The following is a 14,016-nucleotide window of genomic DNA, read 5'->3' as shown; positions in this document are numbered from 1 at the left end:
CCGGCCCGCGCGATGCCGTCAGAGCTCCAGGTCGACGACGAGCGGCCGGTGGTCGGAGACCGGCACGGCCGGCGCCGCCGCGGAGCGCACGGCGGCCCGCCCGATGCCCGCCGCCAGTACGTGGTCGAACTGCACCAGGGGACGGTGCGAGGGGTAGGTGCGCGTACGGGCGAGCGCCCGCCAGGCCCCGCCCAGCGCCAGCGGCGGCACCGGGCCCACCAGGTTGAGGTCGCCCAGGAGCAGGTGGGGCCGGGGCAGGCCGGCGATCCAGCGGCGGACCGCCACCAACTGGCCCACGTTCCAGCCGGGGACGAACGACAGGTGCACCGCGACCACCGTGAACGGCCCGCGCGCGCCCTCCAGGACGGCGGCCAGGGCGCAGCGCGGCTGGTCGGTCATCATCCGGAGCCCGGCGAGTCCGGGCACCCGCAGGGGCAGCCCGACGGGCGAGGGGGACAGCCGCCGGGCCCGCCACTCCCGTACGGGAAGCCGGGTGGCCAGGGCTGTCCCGTGCGACGGCGGGCCGTCGCCGTCGGCCGCGTCCCGCGGACCGTAGACGCGCAGCCCGGGCTCGGCCGGATCGGGCACCCAGCCCCTGCCCGGCACCGAGCTGCCATGCACCGCCGACGCGTAGCGCCAGTCCCGGGCGCCCGACGCCGCGGCGGCGGCCGCTGCCTGGTCCACCCGGCCGGACCGTTCCTGGAAGCGGTCCAGCTCCTGCAGCGCGAGGACGTCGGCGTCCAGGGACGCGACGGCCCGCGCGAGGGGTTCCCCGGCGTCACCGCCGGGGAAGGGGGCCGGTCTGCCGTCACTGATCGGCAGGCCGTGCAGCACGTTGAACGTCGCGAACCTCATGGGCCCGCCGCCCGTGGTCCGGTGGCGGCGGGGGAGGGCGCCGGGGTGCCGGCCCGCTGCCGCGGACGGCCCGGCCTGCGGAAGTGGGCGTACGGCGGGTACGCCTTGAAGGCGACGTCGAGTTCGGGCCCGCGCCCGCGGCCCGCGGACTCCAGCAGAGGAGTGAGCTGTTCGACCAGGGCCATGCGCCCCTTCACCACGCCCTTCTTGCGCGGCCCCTGACCGGCCGCCCACGCCAGCTGCGTGGCGGCGCAGGAGAAGGTGCCGCGGCCGCCGACGAGGAACAGCGTCCGGGCGTGCCCGACAGGCCGCAGCCGGTCACGGGAGTCCGCGTGGCCGTACCCCTGCCACCAGGCGTCGGCGTCGCGCGCCGTGCGCGCCTCGTCGGTACGGACCGTCAGGGGCACCCCGCCGGTCAGCCGGCGGCGCAGCCGGGGCCACTCGCTCACCCGCAGGCCCAGCGAGTGATGGACGAGGACGAGGTCGACGCGGCCGCCGGCCGCCTCCAGGTACGCCTCCTCGTCCAGAGGGACTCCGCGGCGCAGCGGCACGTGGACGACGGTGCGCCGCGAGCACGCCGCGAAGGAGAACAGCCCGGCCAGCGCCGAGAGCCCCGCATGGTCGCCGACCAGGAAGCCGTACCCGGCCGGGTCGGTGAGGGCCGTGTGGCGCGGGGGATGCCAGGGCTGCACGATCCGGTGCTCCACCGGGCCGGTGCGCGGACGGAAGTGACGCAGCCTCAGCCGCATACGGGATCCTCCATGCGCCCATCGTCGCCGTGCCACCGCGGCCGGGGCAACGCGATTTCACACCTCGTCACCTACAGACCCGAACGCCCGGTTCATGGCATATTGTGAGCGTTCGCCGTACGGGGGTGCGGGGTCGCAGCGATCGTCCCCGTAGATGGAGAGCAGCGGTATTGCCACCGTGGGTGACCGGTCATACGTTTTCCACCATGGCGGGGTCTACGTGCGTAGAGCCGTTCCGACATGGCATCGAGGTTTCCGGGGACCCCGCCCTCAGCCATTGGAAGGAGTGGGAGCATGAGCCGCATCGTCATCCGGGGCGGACTGGTCGTCACCGCCGCGGAGGAGGTCCACGCGGACGTCCTCGTCGAGGGGGGCAGGGTCGCCGCCCTCGCGTCGCACGACTCCGACCCGGCACGGGGCTGGACCGCGTCCGCCGACCGCGTCATCGACGCGACCGGGAAGTACGTCATCCCGGGCGGCGTCGACGTGCACACCCACATGGAGCTGCCCTTCGGCGGCACCCATGCTTCCGACACCTTCGAGACCGGCACCCGGGCCGCCGCCTGGGGCGGTACGACGACGATCGTGGACTTCGCCGTCCAGTCGGTCGGCGAGTCGCTGCGTGCCGGACTCGACGGCTGGCACGCCAAGGCCGACGCGCAGTGCGCGATCGACTACGGCTTCCACATGATCCTCTCCGACGTCAACGAGGACACCCTCAAGGAGATGGACATCCTCGTCGAGGAGGGCGTCACCTCCTTCAAGCTGTTCATGGCCTACCCCGGGGTCTTCTACAGCGACGACGGCAGGATCCTGCGGGCCATGCAGCGCGGCGCCGACAACGGCGGCCTGATCATGATGCACGCCGAGAACGGCATCGCCATCGACGTCCTGGTCGAACAGGCCCTGGCGGCGGGCCGGACCGACCCCCGCTACCACGGCGAGGTACGGCACGCCCTCCTCGAGGCCGAGGCGACCCACCGCGCCATCCGGCTCGCTCAGGTCGCGGGCTCCCCGCTCTACGTCGTGCACGTCTCCGCCCAGCAGGCGGTCGAACAGATCGCCCTCGCCAGGGACGAGGGGCTGAACGTCTTCGGAGAGACGTGTCCGCAGTATCTGTTCCTGTCCACGGACAACCTCGCGGAGCCGGACTTCGAGGGCGCCAAGTACGTGTGTTCCACGCCGCTGCGCCCGAAGGAGCACCAGGCGGTTCTCTGGCGGGCCCTGCGGACCAACGACCTGCAGGTGGTGTCGACGGACCACTGCCCGTTCTGCTTCGTGGGGCAGAAGGAGCTGGGCCGGGGTGACTTCTCGAAGATCCCCAACGGGCTGCCGGGGGTGGAGAACCGGATGGACCTGCTGCACCAGGCCGTGGTGGACGGTCAGATCAGCCGCCGCCGGTGGATCGAGATCGCCTGCGCGACGCCGGCGCGGATGTTCGGCCTCTACCCGCGCAAGGGCACCATCGCGCCGGGCGCGGACGCCGACATCGTGATCTACGACCCGGGCGCGGAGCAGGTCGTGTCCGCCGCCACCCACCACATGAACGTGGACTACTCCGCCTACGAGGGCAAACGCCTGCGCGGCAAGGCCCGCACCGTGATGTCCCGCGGCACGGTCGTCGTCGACCAGGACCGCTACCTGGGCCGGGCCGGCCACGGCCGTTACCAGACCCGCGAGACCTGCCAGTACCTCGTCTAGCCACCCCAGGGAGCAGAGCCATGGACTTCGGACTCGTCCTGCAGACGGACCCGCCCGCTGCGGGGGTCGTGGAGCTGATGCGGCGCGCGGAGCGCAACGGCTTCACCCACGGCTGGACCTTCGACTCGACCGTGCTGTGGCAGGAGCCGTTCGTCATCTACAGCCAGATCCTGGCGCGGACGGAGCGGATGGTCGTCGGCTCCATGGTCACCAATCCGGGCACCCGTACCTGGGAGGTGACCGCCTCGACCTTCGCCACGCTGAACGAGATGTTCGGCAACCGGACGATCTGCGGCATCGGCCGGGGCGACTCGGCGATGCGGGTCGCGGGCCGCAAGCCCAACACCCTCGCGCGCATCGAGGAGGCGATGCACGTCATCCGCGAGCTCGCCGAGGGCCGGGAGGCCGACCTCGGCAGCGGGGCGGTGGTGAAGTTCCCGTGGGTGCGGCCCGGTGCCGAACTCCCGGTGTGGATGGCGGCGTACGGGCCCAAGGCGCTGGCGATCGCCGGGGCGAAGGCGGACGGGTTCATCCTGCAGCTCGCCGACGTCTATCTGACGGAGTGGATGGTCAAGGCCGTCAGGGACGCCGCGGTCGCCGCCGGCCGGGATCCGGCCGAGGTGAAGGTGTGCGTGGCGGCTCCGGCGTACGTCACCGAGGACGACTCCCCGCAGGCGCTGGCCCACGCCCGCGAGCAGTGCCGCTGGTTCGGCGGCATGGTCGGCAACCACGTCGCCGACCTCGTCTCCAAGTACGGCGAGCACTCCGCCTCCGTGCCCGACGCACTCACCGACTACATCAAGGCCCGCCAGCGCTACGACTACTCCCACCACGGCCGCTCGGGGAACCCCGACACCGCGTTCGTCCCCGACGAGATCGTCGACCGCTTCTGCCTCCTGGGCACCCCGGAGCGCCACGTCGAGAAGCTGCGCGCCCTCAAGGCCCTCGGCGTCGACCAGTTCGCGGTCTACGACATGCACGACGCCAAGGAGTCCACCATCGACGCCTACGGCTCCGCCGTCATCCCCGTACTCCGCGGCTGAGGGGGAGCACCGCGCCCATGACGGCCCCCACGCCGCCCGCCCAGATCACGCACCCCGACGGCCGCGTCGAGCTCCGACTCGACGCGGCCGTCCCGCACGGCCCGTACGCCAACCAGGACCTGCTGCCGATTCCCATCGCCAAACGGCACTGGACCACCTACAACTTCACCGCGCTGTGGATCGGGATGGCGCACAACATCCCGTCCTGGACCCTCGCCTCGGGCCTGGTCGCCCTCGGCATGGACTGGAAGCAGGCGGTGTTCACCATCGCCCTCGCCAACGTCATCGTGCTGGTGCCGATGCTGCTCACCGGCCACGCCGGCCCCAAGTACGGCATCCCCTTCCCGGTGCTGGCGCGTTCCTCGTTCGGGGTGCGCGGCGCGAACCTCCCGGCGCTGCTGCGCGCCGCCGTGGCCTGCGCCTGGTTCGGCATCCAGACCTGGATCGGCGGCCAGGGCATCTTCGTCCTGCTGGGCAAGATCTGGGGCGGCTGGGCGGGCGCCGCGCACGTCGCGGGCTACCCGTGGACGCTGTGGGTCTGCTTCCTCGCCTTCTGGGCGCTGGAACTGGCGATCATCTACCGGGGCATGGAGACGCTCCGCCGGTTCGAGAACTGGGCCGCGCCCTTCGTCCTCGTCGGCGCCGTCGTCCTGCTGGTCTGGATCACGAACAAGGCGGGCGGCCTCGGCCACCTGCTGGACCAGCCCTCGGAACTGGGCTGGGGCGGGGACTTCTGGAAGGTCTTCTTCCCCGCCCTCATGGGCATGATCGGCTTCTGGTCGACGCTCTCCCTCAACATCCCCGACTTCACCCGCTTCGGTGCCGGGCAGCGTGCCCAGGTCTGGGGCCAGACGCTCGGCCTGCCGACCACGATGACCCTCTTCGCCGTCCTGTCGGTGCTCGTCACCTCCGGCTCCCAGGCGGTCTACGGCGAGGCCATCTGGGACCCGGTCGAGCTGGCCGGCAAGACCGACAACGTCCTCGGGCTGCTCTACGCCCTGGTCACGGTGCTGGTGGCCACCCTCAGCGTCAACATCGCGGCCAACGTGGTCTCCCCGGCGTACGACCTGTCCAACCTCGCGCCCCGGCACGTCGACTTCCGCACCGGCGCGCTGATCACCGGCGTCGTGGGGGTGCTGATCTTCCCCTGGAAACTGACCTCCACCCCCGAGCTGTACATCTTCACCTGGCTGGGCGTGGTCGGCGGCGTCCTCGGCACCGTGGCCGGCGTCCTCATCGCGGACTACTGGGTCGTGCGGCGCACGCACTTGGCGCTGCCGGAGCTGTACGAGGCGGGTGCCGGGCGCTACTGGTACCGCCGTGGCTGGAACTGGCGGGCGGTGCTCGCCCTCTTCATGGGCGGCCTGCTCGCGGTCGGCGGCTCGTACTCCACCGTCGACGCCGAGGGCCGCAAGCAGGGTCCGTTCCCCGTCGACGGACTGATCCCGCTGCTGAAGCCGCTCGCGGACTACGGCTGGGCGGTGGGCCTGGTCACCTCGTTCGTGCTGTACACCGCCCTGATGCGGAAGGCGGGACCCGCCGCGCGGACGGCGTGAACCCGCCAAAGCCACGGCGGGTGCGCGGCGCCGCGGCCGATCTGGTCTGATGGAGGAGTGATCGATGACGCACTCTTCAAGGCCGTCGAGGACACCGTGCGCGCGGCCGCCGAGGCGGAGGTCGTGCCGCGCTGGCGACAGCTGGGCGCCGGCGACATCAGCCACAAGACCGGACCGGGGGACCTGGTCACCGTCGCCGACCGCGAGGCGGAACTGCGGCTCGCGCGGGAGCTGCCGGCGCTGCTGCCCGGTTCCGTCGTGGTGGGGGAGGAGGCGGTGCACGCCGACCCGGGCATCCTGCGCCGCATCGGCGGCGACGACCCGGTGTGGATCGTCGACCCTGTGGACGGCACCGCCAACTTCGTCGCCGGCAGGCCCGAGTTCGCCACGCTCGTCGCCCTCGCCCACGGCGGCGAGGTCCACGCCTCCTGGACGTACGTGCCGCGCCTGGACCTGATGGCCACCGCCCGCCGCGGCGGGATCGCCCGGCTCAACGGCGAGCCGATCCGCACCGCCGGCGACTCCGGCGGGGCCGCGCTCAAGGTCGCCACCTCGCAGTTCGCCTTCCTCGACGAACAGGAGCGGCGCCGGTTCGAGGGGCTCGGCACCGACGGCGTCGAGGCCCGCCAGTGCACCTGCGCCGGGCTGGACTACCTGGAGGTCGCCCGGGGCGCCATCGACGCCGTCGCCTTCACCTGGGAATCGCCCTGGGACCACGCGGCGGGCGTGCTGCTCGTGGCCGAGGCCGGCGGCGCCAGCGTCACCGCCGGGGGCGTGCCCTTCCGGATCGGCGGCGGCAACGCCTTCCCCTTCTCCGTGGCGCGCGACGAGGCGACCGCGCGACGGGTCGTCGACCTCATGGCGGGTGACCGATGAGCAGGGCACACGTCACGGACGTCATCCTCGTCGGCGGCGGGCCCAACGGCCTGACCGCCGCGGTCGAACTCGCCCGGGCCGGGCACTCCGTGGAGCTCTTCGAGGCCGCCGACCACGTCGGCGGCGGCGCCCGCACCGAGGAACTGACGCTGCCGGGCTTCCGCCACGACCCCTGCTCCGCCGTGCACCCGTTCGGCGCCGGCTCGCCCGCGTTCAACGCGATGCCGCTCGCCGAGCACGGACTGCAGTGGCTCCACCCCGAGCTGCCGCTCGCGCACCCCTTCGACGACGGCACCGCGGCGGTCCTGGCCCGCACCGTCGGCGCGACCGCCGCCTCGCTCGGACCGCGCGACGCGGGCACCTACCGCCGGCTCCTGGCCCCGTACGTCGGCCGCTGGGACACCCTCGCCCACGACTTCCTGCGCCCCCAGTGGCGGGGACTGCCGAGCGACCCGCTGCGCTTCGCGGGCTTCGGGCTGACCGGGCTGCCGCCGGTGGCCGTGCTCGCCCGGCTGTTCCGCGACGAGAAGGCGCGCGGGCTGCTGGCCGGTCTCGCCGCCCACGCCATCGCGCCGCTGACCAGCCCGCTCACCGGCGCGACGGCGCTGCTGTTCGCCGTCTCCGGCCACGAGGTCGGCTGGCCGGTCCCGCGCGGCGGCTCCCAGTCGATCGCCGACGCCCTCGCCTCCTACCTGCGGCTGCTCGGCGGCACCATCCACACCGGCGTCATGGTCCGCAAGCTCGACGAGCTGCCGCCGGCCCGGGCGTACGTCTTCGACACCTCGCCGACCGCGCTGGCGCGTATCGCCGGGCTCGGCGACGCGTACCGGAACTACCGCTACGGCCCCGCGGTCTGGAAGATCGACTACGCCCTCGACGGCCCCGTGCCCTGGACCGCCGCCGAGCCCCGGCGGGCCGGCACCGTGCACATCGGGCCGAGCTTCGCGGAGATCGGCGACGCCCTGAACCGGGCGGTGCGCGGCCGCCCGCCGCAGACCCCGTTCCTCATCACCGCCCAGCCCACGGTCGTCGACCCGGGGCGCGCCCCCGAGGGCAAGCACGTCTTCTGGGTGTACGGACACGTGCCCAACGGCTGGCGCGGCGACGCCACCGAGGCCGTCGAGCGGCAGATCGAGCGCTTCGCCCCCGGTTTCCGGGACCTCGTCCTCGCCCGGGCGGTCAGCGGCCCGGCCGAACTCGCCGCCCGCAACGAGAACTACGTCGGCGGCGACATCGGCAGCGGCGCCTTCGCCGGCCTGCAGATGGCCTTCCGCCCCAAGGTGAGGTGGAACCCCTACGCCACCTCGCGCCCCGGGGTCTTCCTCTGCTCCTCCGCCAGCCCGCCCGGCCCCGGTGTCCACGGCATGTCGGGCCACCACGCGGCCCGCGCCGTCCGCCGCCACCTGGCGGGCGCCGCCCGCCGGTAGCCCCTGCCCCGTCGGCGGCGGGCGGCGGGGCAGCGACTAGCATCGAAGGCATGGAGCAGCGCGTATTGGGCAGGACGGGCCGCAAGGTGTCCGTCGTGGGTCTCGGCACCTGGCAGCTGGGCGCCGACTGGGGCGAGGTCCGTGAGGAGGACGCACTCGCCGTCCTCGACGCGGCCGTGGCGGAGGGCGTGACCCTCTTCGACACGGCGGACGTCTACGGCGACGGACGCAGCGAGCAGCTGATCGGCCGCTACCTGCGGGAGCGCCCGGACGCCGGGATCTTCGTCGCCACGAAGATGGGCCGCCGGGTCGCCCAGGTCCCCGAGAACTACGTCCTGGACAACTTCCGTGCCTGGAACGACCGTTCCCGGGCCAACCTGGGCGTCGACACCCTCGATCTCGTGCAGCTGCACTGCCCGCCGACCGCCGTCTACTCCTCGGACGCCGTCTTCGACGCCCTCGACACCCTCGTCGAGGAGCAGCGCATCGCGGCCTACGCCGTCAGCGTCGAGACCTGCGAGGAGGCGCTGACCGCGATCGCCCGCCCGGGCGTCGCCAGCGTGCAGATCATCCTCAACGCGTTGCGGCTCAAGCCCCTGGAGCAGGTCCTGCCGGCCGCCGCCGAGGCCGGCGTGGGCATCATCGCCCGCGTCCCCCTCGCCTCCGGCCTGCTGTCCGGCCGCTACACCAAGGACACGGTCTTCCCGGCCGACGACCACCGCACCTACAACCGGCACGGCGAGGCCTTCGACCAGGGCGAGACCTTCTCCGGCGTCGACTACGCGACCGGCCTGGAGGCCGCCGCCGAGTTCGCCGCCCTCGCCCCCGAGGGTGCCACCCCGGCCCAGACGGCGCTGCGCTGGATCATCCAGCAGCCCGGCGTCACCACGGTGATCCCCGGCGCCCGTTCCGTCGAGCAGGCCCACGCCAACGCCGAGGCCGCCGCCCTGCCGCCGCTGCCGCAGAGCACGCTGGACGCCGTCCGGGACCTGTACGACCGGAGCATCCGCGCCCAGGTCCACCACCGCTGGTAGTCGCGGCGCAGGACCTGCCGTGAGCCGTGCCCCCGGAGATGCCGTCCGGGGGCACCCGCGTCAGCCGGTCGGGGCCTGCCGGGCGATCCCGTCCAGGAGCGCGGGCAGTGAGCTCCCGATCGGCTCGCGCACCAGCTCGTCCGCGATGTCGTCGTACGGCGTCGGCTCGGCGTTGACGATCACCAGCCGCGCGCCGTGCTCCGCCGCCATCCCGGCGAGCGAAGCGGCCGGCTGCACCTGCAGGCTGGTGCCGACCGCGACGAGGACCGTGCACCCCTTGGCGATGGCCATCGCGTTGCCCAGGACCACGGGATCCAGCCGCTGCCCGAACATCACCGTCGCCGACTTCAGGATCCCGCCGCACTTCCCGCACGCGGGGTCCGGCTCGCCCGCCCGGACCCGTGCCAGCGCCTCGTCCATGGGCGTACGGTCGTGGCACCGCGTGCACTCCACGCTACGGGCCGTGCCGTGCAGCTCCAGCACCTTGCGCTCGGGCAGCCCCGCCATCTGGTGCAGACCGTCGACGTTCTGCGTGATCACGCGCACCGGCACCCCCGAGCGCTCCAGCCGGACGATCGCCTCGTGCGCGGCATTGGGCCGCGCCTCCAGCGCCGCGCTGTCCATGCGCATCAGCCACGACCTGCGGCGCACGTCGGGATCGGCCATGTAGTGCTCGTACGTCACGAGCTTTTCGGCCTCCGGATCGCGCCGCCACAGCCCGTTCGGACCGCGGTAGTCCGGGATGCCGGAATCGGTGGAGATACCTGCGCCACTGAGAATGGCTACGAGAGGCCTGACCATGAGCCGAGAGTAGGACGCCCGCAGGCCTTCGAGCGAACGGATATCGCGCCGCGCGGCACGCGCCGCCCGTCCCCGCCGGCCTTCGCCGCATGCTCGCCCACCTGCGATTTTGTCTCGATTAACAGCGGTCGAGAACAGTCTCGTAGCACTGGACCTAGCAGGGAAAGGCGACCATGAAGCAGTCAGCAGAGGTCTCGCGAGCTCCCCGATCCTTGAGCGTTCACCGGGGGGACTCCCTCGAGTTCGTCGAGTCGCACCCGAGTGAGCCGGGCAAGGGCGTGCGTGTGGCGCACTTCCTCGGCCCGGACGATGGCGCCAGTCATCTGTCGATCGCGATCGTCGAACTCGAGCCCGGTGGCCACGTCGTCGGACACCGGCACCCGTTCGAGGAGTCGTACTTCGTCCTGGAGGGCAACCCGCTGCTCGCGGTCGCCGACCACCACTACGCCCTGCGCCCACAGGACTTCGGCCTCGTGCCCTACGCCGTCGGCCACGCGTGGAGCAACCCGACCGATCAGCGGGTGCGCATGCTGCGCGTGCACGCCCCCCAGCCGCGCCCCATCGACGGCAGGGGGACGTGGGGGGTGTTCGAGGCGCCCGGGACGCACGTGCCCACACAGGGCGTGCCCGTCGACGAACTCGACCCGGCCAAACCGTACGCCGGTCACTTCGACCAGGCGGACATGGCGCCGCCCGGGTCCATCTCCATGCCGGGTTACCACGGTGCGAACGTGCAGAACGTCCAGATCCGCATGATGGTGGACGATCTCCTCGGGGCGCGCCACCATGCGATGTTCATCGTCCAGTTCACGCCCGGCGTTGTGGACAACGCTCCTCTCAAGACCGCGAAGGAGCACTTCCACCCCTTCGAGGAGATCTACTACCTGATCTCCGGGCAGGCGCGCTCCTTCTGCGACGGCGAGCAGGACCTGGCCGGGGCCGGCGACCTCGTCTTCGCGCCCGTCGGCGCGTCGCACGGCTTCGCGGCGCTGGGCACGGAGCCCCTGTGCTGGATCGAGGTGCAGTCGCCGATGCCGCCGGCGAGCGGCGGATTCACCTTCCACAACGACTGGTCGCAGCAGACCAACATCGGGTGACCGTCGCCGCCGCGCGCGAGACGGGTCCACGGGGAGGGCGTCACCGGTTCCGCGCCCTCCCCGGGGGACGCGGCCGGCCGCAGGCGGGCGTCGGGTCGCCGCCCGGGGTTCCGCCTCCGGGTCAGCCCAGCGCCGTCCGGACCTGTCCGACCAGCGCCGACGCGTCCTCCACCGCCGCCACCGGGTCGCCGAGGCCGGCCAGCACGGCCTCGGCGCGGGCCCGGAAGCCGGGCGGGGTGTCCGGGAGGGCGCCCGCGGCGGCGAGGGCCCCCTTCTCGTTGAGGCACCACTCGCGGTGGTGGGCGTGGAGCGACTGCGTCAGCACCCCGACCGCCCGCGACAGGCAGAGCGCGGCGTGCAGGACGTCCCCGGCACCCGCGGACTTGCGGGCGTTCACCACGAGGAAGTCCGCCTCCCAGGACGCCCCGACGAGCGCCTCGCGCAGCGGCTCGGGGTAGACCAGCGTGGCTTCGCGCAGCGCGGTCAGCTCGCCCGCCGGATCCGCCAGGACACGGCCGAGGGCGACCTCGCCGGCGTACACCGGGGACCAGAAGCCCAGCGGATGGCCGGCCTGGACGCCCACCTCGTAGCGGCCGGCGCGGCAGTCGTCCCACACCCGCCGCACACGGTCCAGGTCCCGCAGGATCCAGTCGACCTGCAGGCCGCCGACGCGCAGCCACGCCCCGCCGTTCACCCAGGGCCCCCAGCCGCCGGGGCCGGCGATCTCCACCGGCCCGCCCGTCGCCTCGGCGGCGAGCGCGGCGAGCGCCTCCAGGTCCGGTTCCCCGCGGTAGTACACGCCGAGGTCCCAGTCGGAGTCGGGGCGGTGCGTGCCGCGCGCCCGGCTGCCGCCGAGCATCACCGCGACCACACCGGGGACCCGGGCGAGAGCCCGCGCCATGGGGGAGACCGGGGGTACGTGTTCGGGCTCGTGGGGCACCGTGCGAGTGTAGGAGGACCCCCGGCGCGAGGAGTACCGAATTGTTCACGACCCGGCCCACCCTCCAGGGCACCTTCGGAATGGCCTCCTCCACGCACTGGCTCGCCTCGCAGTCGGCGATGGCCGTGCTGGAGAGCGGCGGCAACGCCTACGACGCGGCGGTGGCCGCCGGGTTCGTCCTGCACGTGGTCGAGCCGCACCTCAACGGACCGGCGGGCGAGGTGCCGATCATCGTCGCGCCCGCCGGCGGTCCCGTACGCGTGCTCTGCGGCCAGGGCCCCGCTCCGGCAGGGGCGAGCGTCGACCACTACCGTGCGCTGGGCCTGGAGTTCGTCCCCGGCACCGGTCCGCTCGCGGCAGCCGTGCCCGGTGCCTTCGACGCGTGGATGGTGCTGCTGCGCGACCACGGCACCAAGCCGCTCACGGACGTGCTCTCCTACGCCATCGGCTACGCCGAGCAGGGCCACCCCGCGGTGGAGGCGGTCGGCGCCACCGTCGGGTCCGTGCAGGCGCTGTTCGAGACGGAGTGGACCACCTCGGCCGGGCTGTACCTGGCCGGCGGCCGTCCGCCCCGTCCGGGCGCCCTCCTGCGCAACCCCGATCTGGCCGCCACCTGGCGGCGGTTGCTGCGGGAGGCGGAGGCCGCCGGCAGCGGCCGGGAGGCGCAGATCGAGGCGGCCCGCAAGGTGTGGCGCGAGGGCTTCATCGGCGAGGCGCTGGCCGCCTTCGCCGCCCGTCCCGCGATGGACGCCACCGGCGAGCGCCACGCCTCCACCCTGACCGGGGACGACCTCGTCGCGTACGAGGCCCGCCACGAGGACCCGGTGACCTTCGCCTGGAACGGCTGGACGGTCTGCAAGGCGGGAGCCTGGAGCCAGGGCCCGGCCTTCCTGCAGCAACTGGCCCTGCTGCCGGACCCCGCCGACCTGGAGTACGGCACCGCCGACTACGTGCACACCCTGGTCGAGGGCACCAAGCTCGCGATGGCCGACCGCGAGGCCTGGTACGGCGACGGCGAGGACGACGTCCCCCTCGCCGAACTGCTCTCACCCGCCTACAACGACGCGCGGCGCGCCCTGGTCGACCCGGCCAAGGCCTCCCACGAGCTGCGCCCCGGCAGCCCGGGCGGCCGCACACCGCGGCTGCCCCGTTTCCCGCTCCACGACCCGGCGGCGGCAGCAGGCTTCGACGCCATGGGTGTCGGAGAGCCGACCGTCGCCCACAACGGGGCGACCCGCGGCGACACCTGCCACCTCGACGTCGTCGACCGCTGGGGCAACATGGTCGCAGCCACCCCCAGCGGCGGGTGGCTGCAGTCCAACCCGGTGGTCCCCGGGCTCGGCTTCCCGCTCGGCACCCGTCTGCAGATGACCTGGCTGGAGCCCGGACTGCCGAACTCCCTCACCCCGGGCCGCCGTCCGCGCACCACGCTCACCCCCTCGCTCGCGCTGCGCGACGGCGTGCCGGTGATGGCCTTCGGCACGCCGGGCGGAGACCAGCAGGACCAGTGGTCGCTGCACTTCTTCCTGGGTGTCGCCCTGCGCGCCCCCGTCCGGGGCGGCCTCGACCTCCAGGGCGCCATCGACGCGCCCAACTGGCACAACGACAGCTTCCCGAGCTCCTTCCACCCGCGGGAGATGCGGCCGGGCAGCCTCACCGTGGAGAGCCGCTTCGAGGAGTCCGTCATCGCCGCGCTGCGCGGCCGCGGCCACGACGTCACCGTCGCCGCCCCCTGGTCCGAGGGCCGTCTGTGCGCCGTGGCCCGCGACCCGGAGACCGGCGTGCTGTCCTCGGCCGCCAACCCGCGCGGGATGCAGGGCTACGCGGTGGGCCGCTGACCGGCCCCTGGGGCCGTGTGGGTCGGGTCGGTCGTGTCCGTGACCCGGCGCCGGGCGTGCGCCCGCCGTGACCCGGCGCCGGGCGTGCGCCCGCCGTTG

12 protein-coding genes are annotated in these 14,016 nt (G+C 73.5%); 8 read left to right on the top strand and 4 right to left on the bottom strand.

Features of this window, described 5'->3' with window-relative positions; translation table 11 throughout:
* Window positions 1-18: 18 nt before the first annotated feature.
* Both CHF15_RS07225 and CHF15_RS07220 read right to left on the bottom strand, forming a co-directional pair.
* On the bottom strand, window positions 19-855 hold the full coding sequence (locus CHF15_RS07225) for an endonuclease/exonuclease/phosphatase family protein (RefSeq protein WP_089222801.1): 837 nt from the start codon (window positions 853-855) through the stop codon (window positions 19-21).
* Window positions 852-1,604 carry a hypothetical protein gene (locus CHF15_RS07220; RefSeq protein WP_089222800.1) on the bottom strand — a complete coding sequence of 251 codons (753 nt, stop codon included), beginning with the start codon at window positions 1,602-1,604 and terminating at the stop codon, window positions 852-854. Before CHF15_RS07220 ends, CHF15_RS07225 begins: the two co-directional genes overlap by 4 nt.
* A 294-nt stretch (window positions 1,605-1,898) precedes the next feature.
* Here CHF15_RS07220 and hydA point away from each other — a divergent pair, with 294 nt between their 5' ends.
* Genes hydA through CHF15_RS07190 form a run of 6 tightly spaced genes read left to right on the top strand, consistent with a single transcriptional unit; the run spans window position 1,899 to window position 9,241 of the window.
* Window positions 1,899-3,305, top strand: coding sequence for a dihydropyrimidinase (hydA, locus tag CHF15_RS07215; protein ID WP_089222799.1), 1,407 nt, complete (start codon window positions 1,899-1,901; stop codon window positions 3,303-3,305).
* Between the two features lie 20 nt (window positions 3,306-3,325).
* A complete protein-coding gene (locus CHF15_RS07210) occupies window positions 3,326-4,348 on the top strand; it encodes a TIGR03842 family LLM class F420-dependent oxidoreductase (protein ID WP_089222798.1) in 1,023 nt (340 codons plus the stop codon).
* Between the two features lie 17 nt (window positions 4,349-4,365).
* The gene (locus CHF15_RS07205) at window positions 4,366-5,904 is read left to right on the top strand and encodes an NCS1 family nucleobase:cation symporter-1 (RefSeq protein WP_089222797.1); all 1,539 of its coding nucleotides are present in this window, start codon (window positions 4,366-4,368) and stop codon (window positions 5,902-5,904) included.
* A gap of 57 nt (window positions 5,905-5,961) precedes the next feature.
* Window positions 5,962-6,780 carry an inositol monophosphatase family protein gene (locus tag CHF15_RS07200; protein ID WP_089222796.1) on the top strand — a complete coding sequence of 273 codons (819 nt, stop codon included), beginning with the start codon at window positions 5,962-5,964 and terminating at the stop codon, window positions 6,778-6,780.
* Complete coding sequence (locus tag CHF15_RS07195) at window positions 6,777-8,207, top strand: phytoene desaturase family protein (protein WP_089222795.1); 1,431 nt, start codon at window positions 6,777-6,779, stop codon at window positions 8,205-8,207. The genes CHF15_RS07200 and CHF15_RS07195 overlap by 4 nt, the downstream gene beginning before the upstream one ends.
* Before the next feature lie 50 nt (window positions 8,208-8,257).
* Entirely contained in the window at window positions 8,258-9,241 is a 984-nt protein-coding gene (locus CHF15_RS07190; RefSeq protein WP_375815854.1) for an aldo/keto reductase, read from the top strand.
* Window positions 9,242-9,301: 60 nt separating this feature from the next.
* Here the strand turns inward: CHF15_RS07190 and CHF15_RS07185 are convergent, their stop codons facing one another.
* A complete protein-coding gene (locus CHF15_RS07185) occupies window positions 9,302-10,042 on the bottom strand; it encodes an SIR2 family NAD-dependent protein deacylase (RefSeq protein WP_089222794.1) in 741 nt (246 codons plus the stop codon).
* Between the two features lie 212 nt (window positions 10,043-10,254).
* Here CHF15_RS07185 and CHF15_RS07180 point away from each other — a divergent pair, with 212 nt between their 5' ends.
* A complete protein-coding gene (locus CHF15_RS07180) occupies window positions 10,255-11,139 on the top strand; it encodes a cupin domain-containing protein (protein ID WP_179279690.1) in 885 nt (294 codons plus the stop codon).
* A 121-nt stretch (window positions 11,140-11,260) separates the two neighbouring features.
* Here CHF15_RS07180 and CHF15_RS07175 read toward each other — a convergent pair whose 3' ends face one another.
* Entirely contained in the window at window positions 11,261-12,040 is a 780-nt protein-coding gene (locus tag CHF15_RS07175; RefSeq protein WP_089222792.1) for a nucleotidyltransferase domain-containing protein, read from the bottom strand.
* 80 nt (window positions 12,041-12,120) lie between these two features.
* Between CHF15_RS07175 and CHF15_RS07170 the strand changes: the two genes are divergently transcribed.
* Complete coding sequence (locus tag CHF15_RS07170) at window positions 12,121-13,917, top strand: gamma-glutamyltransferase family protein (protein WP_089222791.1); 1,797 nt, start codon at window positions 12,121-12,123, stop codon at window positions 13,915-13,917.
* Window positions 13,918-14,016: the final 99 nt, after the last annotated feature.

This window comes from Actinacidiphila glaucinigra, from assembly GCF_900188405.1.
Classification (GTDB): Bacteria; Actinomycetota; Actinomycetes; order Streptomycetales; family Streptomycetaceae; genus Actinacidiphila; species Actinacidiphila glaucinigra.
This window is presented reverse-complemented; position numbering and strand designations above follow the sequence as displayed.